General features: G+C 61.1%; 12 protein-coding genes. 1 reads left to right on the top strand and 11 read right to left on the bottom strand.

Annotated elements, in window-relative coordinates; genetic code table 11:
• Window positions 1-5: 5 nt before the first annotated feature.
• The 3 genes from cobT to D6851_RS09390 form a co-directional block, all read right to left on the bottom strand.
• On the bottom strand, window positions 6-1,826 hold the full coding sequence (cobT, locus tag D6851_RS09400; protein ID WP_120324637.1) for a cobaltochelatase subunit CobT: 1,821 nt from the start codon (window positions 1,824-1,826) through the stop codon (window positions 6-8).
• A gap of 4 nt (window positions 1,827-1,830) precedes the next feature.
• Window positions 1,831-2,487: a fructose-6-phosphate aldolase gene (fsa, locus tag D6851_RS09395; protein WP_120324773.1), complete on the bottom strand. Its 657-nt coding sequence runs from the start codon at window positions 2,485-2,487 to the stop codon at window positions 1,831-1,833.
• A 138-nt stretch (window positions 2,488-2,625) separates the two neighbouring features.
• Window positions 2,626-3,381: a DUF4197 domain-containing protein gene (locus D6851_RS09390; protein ID WP_120324636.1), complete on the bottom strand. Its 756-nt coding sequence runs from the start codon at window positions 3,379-3,381 to the stop codon at window positions 2,626-2,628.
• Between the two features lie 66 nt (window positions 3,382-3,447).
• Here D6851_RS09390 and D6851_RS09385 point away from each other — a divergent pair, with 66 nt between their 5' ends.
• Window positions 3,448-5,625: a primosomal protein N' gene (locus D6851_RS09385; protein WP_120324635.1), complete on the top strand. Its 2,178-nt coding sequence runs from the start codon at window positions 3,448-3,450 to the stop codon at window positions 5,623-5,625.
• A gap of 9 nt (window positions 5,626-5,634) precedes the next feature.
• Here D6851_RS09385 and tatC read toward each other — a convergent pair whose 3' ends face one another.
• The 8 genes from tatC to argS all read right to left on the bottom strand — a co-directional run bounded on the left by tatC (window position 5,635) and on the right by argS (window position 12,328).
• A complete protein-coding gene (gene tatC, locus D6851_RS09380) occupies window positions 5,635-6,459 on the bottom strand; it encodes a twin-arginine translocase subunit TatC (RefSeq protein WP_120324634.1) in 825 nt (274 codons plus the stop codon).
• Between the two features lie 8 nt (window positions 6,460-6,467).
• Window positions 6,468-6,950: a Sec-independent protein translocase protein TatB gene (gene tatB / locus D6851_RS09375; protein WP_120324633.1), complete on the bottom strand. Its 483-nt coding sequence runs from the start codon at window positions 6,948-6,950 to the stop codon at window positions 6,468-6,470.
• Between the two features lie 21 nt (window positions 6,951-6,971).
• Window positions 6,972-7,217: a twin-arginine translocase TatA/TatE family subunit gene (gene tatA / locus D6851_RS09370; RefSeq protein ID WP_420797107.1), complete on the bottom strand. Its 246-nt coding sequence runs from the start codon at window positions 7,215-7,217 to the stop codon at window positions 6,972-6,974.
• A gap of 36 nt (window positions 7,218-7,253) precedes the next feature.
• Window positions 7,254-7,907: an SMC-Scp complex subunit ScpB gene (scpB, locus tag D6851_RS09365; RefSeq protein ID WP_120324631.1), complete on the bottom strand. Its 654-nt coding sequence runs from the start codon at window positions 7,905-7,907 to the stop codon at window positions 7,254-7,256.
• Window positions 7,907-8,677: a segregation and condensation protein A gene (locus D6851_RS09360; protein WP_183030056.1), complete on the bottom strand. Its 771-nt coding sequence runs from the start codon at window positions 8,675-8,677 to the stop codon at window positions 7,907-7,909. Before D6851_RS09360 ends, scpB begins: the two co-directional genes overlap by 1 nt.
• Before the next feature lie 26 nt (window positions 8,678-8,703).
• Complete coding sequence (gene nagZ, locus D6851_RS09355) at window positions 8,704-9,732, bottom strand: beta-N-acetylhexosaminidase (protein ID WP_120324772.1); 1,029 nt, start codon at window positions 9,730-9,732, stop codon at window positions 8,704-8,706.
• 118 nt (window positions 9,733-9,850) lie between these two features.
• Window positions 9,851-10,579, bottom strand: coding sequence for an SPOR domain-containing protein (locus tag D6851_RS09350; RefSeq protein ID WP_120324629.1), 729 nt, complete (start codon window positions 10,577-10,579; stop codon window positions 9,851-9,853).
• A gap of 3 nt (window positions 10,580-10,582) precedes the next feature.
• Window positions 10,583-12,328 carry an arginine--tRNA ligase gene (gene argS / locus D6851_RS09345; RefSeq protein ID WP_120324628.1) on the bottom strand — a complete coding sequence of 582 codons (1,746 nt, stop codon included), beginning with the start codon at window positions 12,326-12,328 and terminating at the stop codon, window positions 10,583-10,585.
• Window positions 12,329-12,423 lie beyond the last annotated feature (95 nt).

Genomic DNA, 12,423 nt, shown 5'->3' with positions numbered 1-12,423 from the left:
CGGCCCTATTCCACTTCGAACAGATCGGCGAGCTGTTCGATGATCGTTCCACCCAGTTGCTCGACATCCATGATCGTCACCGCGCGCTTGTAATAACGGGTCACATCATGGCCAATCCCGATGGCGACAAGCTGGATCGGGCTTTTCGTCTCGATCCAGTCGATCACCTTGCGCAGATGCGTTTCGAGATAGCCCGCGCTGTTCACGCTGAGCGTGGAATCGTCGACCGGCGCCCCGTCTGAAATCACCATCATGATCCGGCGATCTTCGGGCCGGGCCAGCAGCCGCTCATGCGCCCAGAGCAGCGCCTCGCCGTCGATATTTTCCTTCAGGAGCCCTTCGCGCATCATCAGGCCGAGATTTTTGCGTGCGCGGCGCATCGGCTCGTCGGCCTTCTTGTAGATGATATGGCGCAGATCGTTGAGCCGCCCCGGATTGGGCTCCTTACCGCTATTGAGCCATTTCTCCCGCGACTGGCCGCCCTTCCACGCTCGCGTGGTAAAGCCGAGAATCTCCACTTTGACACCACAGCGTTCCAGCGTGCGCGCCATGATATCGGCGCTGATCGCGGCAATCGAGATCGGCCGCCCGCGCATCGAGCCGGAATTGTCGATCAGCAGCGTGACGACCGTATCCTTGAAGTCCTGATCCTGCTCGACCTTGTAGGAAAGCGAAGAACCGGGCGAAACGATCACCCGCGCCAGCCTTGCCGCATCGAGCAGGCCTTCTTCCTGATCGAAATCCCAGGCGCGGTTCTGCTGCGCCATCAGGCGGCGCTGCAAACGATTGGCGAGCCGCGTGACAATACCCTGCAAGCCGGTCAGCTGGCTGTCGAGATAGGCCCGCAGCCGCTGCAATTCTTCCGGATCGCACAGCTCCGCCGCTTCGACCACTTCGTCGAATTCCTCGGTGAAGACCGTATAATCGAAAGTGTCCGGGTCCATCGTCCAGGGGCGATTGGCGCGGACGGGCAGCATGCCCTCTTCCCCTTCTTCGCCGCCTTCACCATCGGCCATGTCCTCATCGCCGGACATTTCCTGCTCGGACTCGCCCTCGCTCTGACCTTCGGCACGCTCATTGGAGACATCGGGCGAAGGCATTTCGTCGCCTTCATCGTCCTGCTCTTCGGGCTGGTCCTGTTCCTGTTCGCCGCTTTCGCTCTCGCTATCGTCTTCCTCACCCGAATCCTCGGGCTCTTCCTGTTTGACGAGGTCGAGATGTTTGAGCATGTCGAGCGAGAGCGACTGGAAAGCCTGCTGATCGTCGAGCGATTGCGCCAGCCGCTCGAAATCGTCCCCCGTCCGGCTTTCGACGAATTCGCGGACCATCTCCACACCTTCGCGCGCACTTTCGGGGATCGGCTGCCCGGTGAGCTGTTCGCGCAGCATCAGCCCGATAGCGGTCTGCAGCGGCACATCATCGGATTTTTCGGCCCGGGCAATCGGGTCACTATCGGTGCGCTGTTCGATCGCACTGGCCAGGTTATCGCGAATCCCCGCATAGTGATTTTCGCCCAGCGCTTCGTAGCGCGCCTGCTCGATCGCATCGTAGCAGGCACGAGCCACCGGTTCGGTCGGCATGGCACGCCGATGCATGGCAGCATTGTGATGGCGCATCTTGAGCGCGAAACTGTCCGCCGCGCCGCGCGCTTCGCTCACCTGTTCGGGCGGCAGAGACCGCGCGGGCATAGGCACGCGCATGGACTTGCCGACATCCTGCGGCTTATCCTGGCTCCACGTCACATCCACTTCGGGATCGCGGGCAAGCGCGCGGCTCGCGCCGGTCAGCGCAAGCCGAAAGCGATCGAGAGGCGTTTCCTCGGACAATGGCTTACTTGAGGATGCTCTGACCGGTCTTGGCCCAGTCAGCCATGAAGCCTTCAATGCCCTTATCGGTCAGGACATGATTGGCGAGCGCCTTGATGACTTTAGGCGGCATAGTGGCGACATCGGCCCCGATCCGCGCGCTTTCCAGCACATGCGTGGCATGGCGCACCGAAGCGGCAAGAATCTCGGTTTCGAACATATAATTATCGTAAATCAGACGGATATCGCGGATCAGTTCCATACCGTCGAAGCCGTTATCGTCATGCCGCCCGATAAAGGGCGACACGAAAGTCGCCCCGGCCTTGGCAGCCAGCAGCGCCTGATTGGCGGAGAAGCACAAGGTCACATTGACCATGGTGCCGTCGGAGGTGAGCGCCTTGCAGGTTTTGAGCCCGTCAATAGTGAGCGGCACCTTGATGCAGACATTATCGGCGATCTTGCGCAGAACTTCGGCTTCTTTCATCATCGTCTCGTGATCGAGCGCGACAACTTCCGCCGAAACCGGCCCCTCGGTCAGGCCGCAGATTTCCTTCGTCACTTCCATGAAATCACGCCCCGATTTGGCAATCAGCGACGGATTGGTGGTGACACCGTCAAGCAGACCGGTTTCGGCCAGTTCCTTGATATCGGCGGTGTCGGCAGTGTCGGCGAAGAATTTCATGATGGCTCCGATGGGGCATTTGAGTCTGTTGGAGCTGCTATAAGAGCCATAAGCCCGCAGGGCCACCCCTCTTGCCTGCTTCTCGCTTCATCATTTCCGCCGGCACAGGAATTGCGGCAATCGAACGATCGGTGTTTGTTACCGCCCCAGCCCCTTTGCGCCGTTCAGAACGCTGATAAGCATCGGGTCATGCGTGCTGGAAGGATCGGCGCGGATGGCGGCTTCCTCGACACCGATCTGCTCCCAGATCACATTATCCACTTCACCGGCGAAGTGACGCGCTGCGCCGGCCATATCGATCCCGGTAAGCGCCGCCAGCGCCTGCCCAACCAGCGGATCGTCCGCCGCCCGCAGCGCATCGCTGACTTCGGGCACCATCGCTTCGACAAGGCTGGTGGGCATTTCCCGCCGTAGAAACGTCGTCGCCGCATTGGGGCCGCCATTGATAAGCGCCAGCGCATTGGCAATGCCGATTGTCTTCACCGCTTCGGTCACCACCGGCGCCGCGCGATAAGACGCATCGACGGCGATATCGGCAAAGGCGTCTTCCAGTCGCGATTTGAACAAAGCCGATGTCAGGATCGAGCCCAGCACATCGCCGCGCGCGCCAAGAAAGTCATTGAGATCGAGCCGGGCCACCGCATCGTCCCAATAGCCGCCTGGTGCTGTCAGCCGGGCAAAGGCGCGGTCGCTGGAAAGCAGCAGCATCCGGCGCACCGCTTCCGTCAGGCTGAAGCCGCCCATGCTCTGACAGGCGGGCAAGGCGAGCATAGTTGCGCCCAGCGCGCCGCCCATCAATGCCTTGCCAAGAAAATTCCGGCGCCCCAAACCGCTTTCGGAGACGGCGGAAACGGGGGGATTTTGCCTTTCCGCCGGCGTTATAATTTCACACATCGTTACGACCTCATTATCTATGCGCTTGCAGCGCCCTCTCCCCACCGCCCATATAGGCGGCATCTCATGAACCGCGTCCGACTTGTCATATTCAACGCCGCCCTCGGCCCGCTCGATTATCGTGTTCCCGAAACTATGCAGGTGGAACCGGGATCGGTGGTGGTCGCCCCGCTCGGTCCCCGGCAGATTATCGGGATTGTCTGGGAACCCGAACGGCTACCCGCAACCGAGGTTCCGGATTCCAAGTTACGGCCTTTATTGGGAAAATTGCCGGTTCCGCCTCTGAAAGCCGAATTGCGCCGGCTGATCGAATGGACCGCCGATTATTATTGCGCGCCGCTCGCTTCGGTGGCGCGCATGGTACTGGCGAGCGGCGGTGCGCTCAAAGGCCCGGCAACGATGACCGAATATCGTCTGACCGATAAGCAGCCCGACCGGATGACACCGCAGCGCGAAAAGGCGCTGGATGCGTTGCAAGGCGAACAGGCCACAATGCGCGAACTTGCCGAGCTTGCCGGAGTCAGCGTTGGCGTGTTGCGCGGGCTGGTCGGGCAAGGCGTGCTCGAACCGGTCGAGGTCGATTGCGACCGGCCCTATCCGCGCGCCCATCCGGCTCACGACGCGCCCGATCTCAGCGACAGCCAGCACGAAGCCGCGCAGCGTTTCATCACCGCAATGCGCAAGGGCGGCTTTGCCCCCTTTCTGCTCGATGGCGTGACCGGCTCGGGCAAGACCGAAGTATATTTCGAAGCTATTGCCGAAGCGCTGACCAGCGACCGGCAGGTGCTGGTGCTGCTCCCGGAAATCGCTCTGACCGAAGCGTTTCTGCGGCGCTTCGAAAACCGTTTCGGCAGCGCGCCGGTGGTCTGGCATTCCTCGCTCAAAAGCACCGAACGGCGGCGGGCATGGCGCGCTATCGCCACACCTCCCGCGCAGGGCGGCGCGCAGGTGGTCGTGGGTGCTCGCTCGGCGCTGTTTCTGCCCTATGCCGCGCTTGGCCTGATCGTGGTCGATGAAGCGCATGAAATATCCTTCAAGCAGGATGAAGGTGTGCGCTATAATGCCCGTGATGTGGCGGTCATGCGCGCCCGTTTTGAGAAAATCCCGGTGGTTCTGGCCAGCGCTACGCCCGCGCTGGAAAGCCTGCAAATGGCCGAAAGCGGAATTTACGAAAAGATCGACCTCGCCAGCCGTTTCGGCGGGGCGCAATTGCCCGAAATCGCCACCATCGACTTACGCGAAACCCCACCCGAACGCGGGCGCTGGCTGGCCCCGCCGCTGGTCGCGGAAATGACCGCCCGGCTCGAACGCGGCGAACAGTCGCTGCTGTTCCTCAACCGGCGCGGCTATGCGCCGCTGACCCTGTGTCGCCATTGCGGTTATCGCTTCCAATGCCCCAATTGCAGTGCCTGGCTGGTCGAACACCGCCTTTCCAGCCGTCTTGCCTGTCATCATTGCGGTTATGAGACCCCGCCACCGCCCGCCTGCCCCGAATGCGGTACCGAAGACTGTCTGGTCGCCTGCGGCCCCGGTGTCGAACGGATCGCCGATGAAGTGCGCGAAGTGCTGCCGCAGGCGCGTGTCGCCCTGGTCACATCCGACACGCTCAATTCCCCCGAAAAGGCCGCCGAATTCGTCCAGCTTGCCGAAGAAAGGCTGGTCGATGTGATCGTCGGCACGCAGCTTGTAACCAAAGGATTCCATTTTCCCGAACTGACTCTGGTCGGTGTGGTCGATGCCGATCTGGGCCTCGAAGGCGGCGATTTACGCGCGGCGGAGCGGACCTATCAGCAGATCGCGCAGGTTGCCGGCCGTGCCGGGCGCGGCTCCAAGCCGGGTGAAGTGCTGATCCAGACCCGCCATCCCGAAGCTTCGGTGATCGCGGCGCTGGCAGCGGGGGATCGCGATGCATTCTATACCGCCGAAACCGAAGCGCGCCGCCATGCCGGGGCGCCGCCTTTCGGCCGCTGGGCGGCGATTATCGTATCATCCGAGGATGAAGCCGAAGCCCGCGATGCAGCGCGCGCCATCGGCGGCTCTCGCCCCGAACTGCCCGATGTCGCAGTGCTCGGCCCGGCCCCCGCCCCTATGGCATTGTTGCGCGGGCGCTATCGCTATCGCCTGCTGATTAATGCGCGGCGCAGCGCACAGGTGCAGACGGTCATCCGCGAATGGCTCGGCGCGCTGGACTTTCCGCGCGGCGTGCGTGTGGGCGTGGATATCGACCCCTACAGCTTCGTGTAAGCGGCCCGGTCAGGCTTCCCGATTCTCGGCTACGCCGCCCTCGGCTTTATCCTCCTCAGCCTTCTCCGCACGAAGTTCGGCTTCTTTCTTCTCACTGAAATACATCAGGATGAGCGAGCCTTCGAACAGGATCAGCAGCGGCGCGGCGAGCAACAATTGCGTCACCACATCGGGCGGCGTGATGACGGCTGCAAGAACGAACACACCCACCACGACATAGCGCCGCATCGTCACCAGTTGCGCGCGCGTCACCAGACCGGCGCGATTGAGCAGCATCAGCAGCACCGGCAGCAGAAAGCTGATCCCGAAAGCGAGAATGAACTGCATGACGAGCGAAAGATAATCGCCCATCGCAGGGAGCGCTTCCTGTTTCAGCCCGCCCGACACACCTTCGAAGCCGAGAAACCATTTGAAGGCCATCGGCATCACCACGAAATAAGCCAGTGAACCGCCCAGCGTGAAGAGCACCGGTGTGGCGATCAGAAAGGGCAGAAAGGCTTTTTTTTCGCGGGCATAAAGCCCCGGCGCGATAAAGGCCCAGAGCTGATTGGCGATAATCGGAAAGCTGATGAAAAAGGCGGCGAAAAGCGCCACTTTAATCTCGACGAAAAAGGCTTCGTAGAGCTTGGTATAGACCAGCCGCCCCTGCCCCGGCGGAAAGGCCGACGTCAGCGGGCGTACGAGAATGCCGAAAATATCGTCGGCAAAATAGAGGCAGGCGGCAAAGGCGATACCCAGAGCGATCACGCAGCGCATCAACCGCCCGCGCAATTCGATCAGATGTTCGAGCAGCGGAGCCTGCGTATCGTCAATATCCTTGATTTGAAACGCCATCCGGGTGCTCACGAATTACGGGTTGCGCGATCGGCCGATGCCGATGGCTCGTCAGCGGACGTCCCGCTTATATCAGATGCCTTTGTCTCGCTCTCAGCGCCTGTTGCGGGGCGCTCTGCGCCTGCTTTGCGGCTCTCGGCACTGGCAGAATCGGCAGCGACATCGTCTGTTTCGGTCACCTTCAGATCACCCTCGCCGCCTGCACTTTCAGAAGGCGCAGGCAGCGCATCGGCATCCTCTTCGTTCAAGGGCGGGGACGGATTCTCAGCCATGATTTTGGCGTTCTGCTCCCGCCATTTCTTTTCCATTTCCTCCATTTCCGCCTCACGGACCATCGCATCGAGGCCGGTGCGGAAATGACTGGAAACGCGCCGGAACTTACCGATCCAGCGTCCAGCGGTGCGAAGAGCCAGCGGCATGTCTTTCGGGCCGATGACGATTACCGCCACCACCACGATCATCAACAATTCGCTGGCGCCGAGATCTAACATGGGCGGCGCTCGATCAGCAGATCAATGGGTGGTCTTGTCGGCCGGTTTCGGCTCGGAAGCAGCTTCGGAAGCAGGCTTGGCTTCATGCGAGGGCCCTTCAATCTGGGCCGGTTTCGATTCGGAAGAAGCAGCTTTTTCCTCTTCACTGAGGCCCTGGCGGAAGCTTTTCACGCCTTTGCCGAAATCGCCCATCATTTCGGATATCCGGCCGCGGCCGAACAGCACGAGAATGACGAGTGCGACAATCAGGATCTGAAACGGTCCGATATTCACAGGAAAACTCCAATTGCGTTAAACCCCTGTCTACTCGCTCTCTTCGGGTTTTTCCAGCACAGACCGCGCCTCATCATCGGAATCGCTCGAATTGTCCGACATATCGGCCTTTTCGCCGCTCTCACCCATCAGGGCGTCATAAGCATCTTCGACCGGATCGAGCAGTCCGGCAGCCTTCAATTCATCGATTCCGGGAAGATCGCGGCGGCTGGAAAGGCCGAAATGGGTAAGAAAATCGGGCGTCGTGGCATAGATGACCGGGCGCCCCGGCACTTCACGTCGCCCCGCGATCCGCACCCAGCCCGCTTCCATCAGCACGTCGAGTGTGCCCTTGGCCGTTTGCACACCGCGAATATTTTCGATCTCCGCACGGCTGACCGGCTCATGATAAGCGACAATCGCCAGCACCTCAGTGGCCGCGCGCGACAAGCGGCGAACCTGCTCACGCTCGGGCCGCAGGAGATGAGCGAGATCGGCGGCTGTGCGGAACTGCCAGCGCCTCCCCAGCTCGACAAGCTGCACACCGCGCGGTGCATAATGGGCCTGCAAGGCACGCAGAGCGGGCCGCACATCCGCACCGTTGAGATGGGTCGCAATCGAATCGGCGGACATGGGCTCTTCTGCCGCGAACAGGATCGCTTCCACCGCCCGCGCCAGATCATCTGGTTCGCCCCCCTCGCTCATCAGTTGAGCCGTCGCAGATGAAGCGGGCCGAAAGTGCTGTCCTGCCGCAGCTCCGCCTTGCCCAGCCGGGCGAGCTCGAGCGCGGCGACGAAACTGGAAGCCAGTGCCGATTTGCGCAGTCTCGCTTCGGCATCCACCGGCAGAAATTCCCGCAATTCAATCCATTTAAGCGTAACGCCCAGCATCGAAGAGACACGTTCCAGAGCGCTGTCGAGCGTCATGACAGGCCGTTCGCGTACCATATGCACAGCGGGCTGCGTGCGCGCCCGAAGCTGGCCATAGGTCTGGATGAGCGTGAACCAGTCGCAATCCCAGGCATTGCGTTTCAGAACGCGCAGCCCTTCTGGCGCACCGCGGGCGAACACATCGCGCCCCAGCCGGTCCCGCGCCATCAGCCGGGCCGCCGCCTCGCGCATCGCATGGAGGCGCTGGAGCCGCAATTGCAGCCGCAAAGCGAGTTCTTCGGGACTGGGATCTTCCTGCTCTTCCTTGGGCAGCAGCATCGCCGATTTGAGATAAGCCAGCCAGGCCGCCATCACGAGATAATCCGCCGCCAGTTCCAGCTTCAGTGCCTCTGCCTGATCGATATAGTCGAGATACTGATCGACCAGTTCGAGGATCGAAATCCGCCGCAAATCGACCTTTTGCCGCCGCGCAAGATCGAGCAGCAGGTCGAGCGGCCCTTCCCAGCCATCGAGTTCAAGATAGAGCTTGTCATCTCCGGCCTGCCCCGGCTCACCGGCGAAGCCGTGTCCGGAGCCGGTTGGCAGCGCATCTTCGGCCCGGCCGGGTTCGCTCACGCAGTTTGCTCCACCAGAGCGAGCAAAGCATCGCGCTTCGCCAGCAGATCGGCCTGTTCGCCCGCTGCCGCTTTACCGGCCACAGCGCCTGTCACAGCCAGCGCGCGATCGAGTTTCGCACGCACGGTATCGCTCATTGCCGGAAGGCACGCAGCAATACCTTCCATATCGTCCATCTTCGCCCAGCAGTTCAGCGCAATCTCACACCCTGCTTCCAGCGCCCGCACAGCGCGTTCGGGCACCGTGCCCGACAGAGCCTGCATATCGAGATCGTCGGTCAGCAGCAGACCCGAAAAGCCGATGGAACCACGAATGATATCTTCGATCACGCGCGCAGATTGTGTCGCGGGGTTATCACTGTCCCAGGCCGTATAGCGGACATGCGCTGTCATCCCCAGCGGCGTATCGGCGAGCGGACGGAAGGCGGCGAGGTCGCTTTCCAGCGCCTGCGCAGAAGCGGTCACGACGGGCAATTCCTTATGGCTGTCCGCCCCGGCCCGGCCATGGCCGGGCATATGTTTGATACAACCGGCAATACCCGCGCGCTCCAGCCCCTGAAGCACGGCGCGTCCCAGCGCCGCCACACGCAAAGGATCATGGCCCAGAGCGCGGTCTCCGATCACATCATGCGCGCCATCCTGCCGGACATCGAGCAGCGGCGTATAATCCACTGTGATACCCGCTTCGGCAAGATCGAGCCCCAGTGCATGGCCATTGGCTCGCGCCGCTTCGATGGCGCTGGCCGGAGCCAGATCGTATAACCGGTCGAACACCGCAGCAGGCGGGAAAGCGCGCCATTCGGGCGGCTTCATCCGGGCGACACGCCCCCCTTCCTGATCGATCGAAATGAACAGCCGCTCACGCCCGTGAATATCGCGCAGCGAATCGGTCAGCGCTCGCAGTCGGGTGCGATTTTCAACATTACGCCCGAACAGCACATAACCCGCCGGATCGCTTTCGCGAAAAAAGGCACGTTCATCATCGGTAAGAACAGGGCCGGACAGGCCGAAAATTGCTGGTGTCATACTGGCCAGATTCGCAGCAATCGACCCATTGCGCAAGGTGGGAGAGATGCCTGGTCATCACTCCCGAATTCCGCTGGATTATCATCCTGCGATGCAGGTTGACTGAACGCAGTGAGCCCTAGCGTTTAACCTGACAGGCGCCGCCCTGTGCCTTCAGCGCATTGCAAAGCGCTTTGGCTTCAGCGCGGGTAGCTGCCACTGCCTGCAAACGGAAGACATGGCCGATATCGGCCTGCCCTTCGACAATGCGATGCTTCACCCCGTCAAGCGAGGAATAGCGTCTTGTAAGCTCCACCCAGCCCTGCCTTGCGCTCTCTTTGCTGGTATAAGCACCGACCTGCACGCCCACGCCCGGACTCTGCCCCTTTTCAGCAGGCTGAGCGATCGCTTCGCGCTTGGTATCGGCCTGTGCAGCCTGTGCGCTTTTCTCCGGTTCCAGAGGTGTTTCGGCGACCCTGCCTTCGCGCGACTGGCCTTCGCCGACTGCAAAGCTGGTATCGCCTGTGCCGCGATATGTCATGCCGCCCGGATCCTCGGGCTTTGTCTTATACGGCCCTTCGGGTGCCGCAACCGTGCTGCCATCGGGCATCAGAGTCGTTTCATCGCTGGCATTGAAATACCACCAGAGGCCGCCGACAATCACCGCAAGAATAAGGAAACCGGCCAGTGCGAAACCGATAATGCGTGAAGAATCGACGCCTGTGCCGTCCTCTTCCTCATCCGCTTCCAGCCATGGCAGGCTTTCATCGTCGGCAAAAGCCGCGCCATCGCGTACCGGATCGCCGAGATTCATCAGGCCTTCGCTTGCGAAAGACCGTTTGTCCTCACTGCCCGTTCCTGCATTCATGACTCACAGCTCCTCGACAGCCTCCACACCCAGCAAAGCCAGACCGTTACGGATAACCTGCCCGATCTGATCCGCCATGAACAATCTGCTTTGCGTCAAATTAACCTTATCTGACAAGATAATCCGCTTGGAAGGATCGTCATTGCCCAGATTCCAGAAGGCATGGAAAGCAGCCGCCAGATCGTAGAGATAGAAGGCGATGCGATGCGGTTCGCGCGCCTGCGCAGCGGCTTCGACCTGACGCGGAAATTGCGCGGCCAGCTTCACGAGAGCGAGTTCCGCTTCGCCCAGCAGGTCGAGCGAATCATCTGCAGGATGGATATTTTCCGCCGCCGCCTTGCGCCGGGTAGAGGCGATCCGGGCATGGGCATATTGCACATAGAAAACCGGATTGTCTTTGCTCGCTTCCACCACTTTGGCGAAATCGAAATCCATCTGCGCTTCGGGTTTGCGGGTGAGCATGGTGAAACGCACCACATCCTTGCCCACTTCTTCCACCATATCGGCGATGGTGATGAAATTGCCCGAGCGTTTGGACATTTTCACCGGTTCGCCGCCGCGCAGAAGCTGCACCATCTGGACCAGCTTCACATCGAAGGGAATCGGTTTGCCTTCGCCCTCGGACAAGGCAGCCACGGCAGCCTTGATCCGCTTGACGGTACCCGCATGATCGGCACCCCATATATCGATCAGCTCGTCGGCCTTTTCAGCTTTCTGCATGTGATAAGCCAGATCGGCGCCGAAATAGGTCCAGTTGCCGTCGCTCTTTTTGATCGGGCGGTCCTGATCGTCGCCGAACCGTGTGGAGCGGAACAGTGGCAGTTCCACAGGCTCCCAGTCTTCGGGGGTCTTGCCCTTGGGCGCTTCGAGCACACCGTCATAGACCAGATCATGCGCCCGCAGCCATTTCTCGGCGGCTTCGGGCTTACCGGCCGCCTGCAATTCGGCTTCCGAAGCAAAGACATTGTGATGGATCCCCAGCATGGCGAGGTCGGCGCGGATCATATCCATCATCGCTGCGACCGATTTCTCGCGGAACAGGCCGAGCCATTCGCTTTCGGGCGCTGCAACATAGGCATCGCCGAATTCATCAGCCAGTTTCTGCCCGACCGGTTTGAGGTAATCGCCCGGATAAAATCCTTCGGGGATTTCGCCGATATCCTCGCCCAGCGCCTCGCGATAACGCAGATGCGCCGAACGGGCGAGCGTCTGCACCTGCGCCCCGGCATCGTTGACGTAATATTCGCGGATCACCGTATGTCCGGCATATTCGAGCAGCGCCGCCAGCGCATCGCCCACCACCGCGCCGCGGCAATGGCCCATATGCATGGGCCCGGTGGGATTGGCCGAAACATATTCGACATTGACCGTCCGGCCTGCTCCGCGCACGGAGCGGCCATAATCGCCTTTCAATGCGGCGATAGTGCCGATCTCGCGCAGCCAGTTAGCATTGGCGAGTCGCAGATTGATGAAACCCGGCCCGGCGATCTCCGCCGCATCGATCAGCGGATCGTCGGACAGTTTCTCCACGATCTTTTCCGCCAGCGCACGCGGATTGGTCTTCGCCTGCTTGGCCAGAACCATGGCCGCATTGGTGGCCAGATCACCATGCGAAGGATCGCGCGGGGGCTCCACCGTCACATTGCTTCGGCTAACACCGGCAGGCAGAACGGCTTCGGCTTCCAGCGCTTCGAGCACTGCATCGATCTTCGCGGCAAAAGCCGCATGGAGAGTTTGCGTTTCGGACATGGCCGCCCGTTAGCGGCAATTTGCCGCTTGGGGAAGACGCAGAAGGGCCCGGCGCTACATGCTTCGAATTTCCGGAGCTTCTCCGCCGACTGACC

Source organism: Altericroceibacterium spongiae (assembly GCF_003610805.1).
Classification (GTDB): Bacteria; Pseudomonadota; Alphaproteobacteria; order Sphingomonadales; family Sphingomonadaceae; genus Altericroceibacterium; species Altericroceibacterium spongiae.
This window is presented reverse-complemented; position numbering and strand designations above follow the sequence as displayed.

Coding starts and splice junctions, on each gene's coding strand:
- fsa (WP_120324773.1), bottom strand. CDS start 2,487: ATGAAATTCTTCGCCGACACTGCCGACACCGCCGATATCAAGGAACTG.
- D6851_RS09390 (WP_120324636.1), bottom strand. CDS start 3,381: ATGTGTGAAATTATAACGCCGGCGGAAAGGCAAAATCCCCCCGTTTCC.
- D6851_RS09385 (WP_120324635.1), top strand. CDS start 3,448: ATGAACCGCGTCCGACTTGTCATATTCAACGCCGCCCTCGGCCCGCTC.
- tatC (WP_120324634.1), bottom strand. CDS start 6,459: ATGGCGTTTCAAATCAAGGATATTGACGATACGCAGGCTCCGCTGCTC.
- tatB (WP_120324633.1), bottom strand. CDS start 6,950: ATGTTAGATCTCGGCGCCAGCGAATTGTTGATGATCGTGGTGGTGGCG.
- scpB (WP_120324631.1), bottom strand. CDS start 7,907: ATGAGCGAGGGGGGCGAACCAGATGATCTGGCGCGGGCGGTGGAAGCG.
- nagZ (WP_120324772.1), bottom strand. CDS start 9,732: ATGACACCAGCAATTTTCGGCCTGTCCGGCCCTGTTCTTACCGATGAT.
- D6851_RS09350 (WP_120324629.1), bottom strand. CDS start 10,579: ATGAATGCAGGAACGGGCAGTGAGGACAAACGGTCTTTCGCAAGCGAA.
- argS (WP_120324628.1), bottom strand. CDS start 12,328: ATGTCCGAAACGCAAACTCTCCATGCGGCTTTTGCCGCGAAGATCGAT.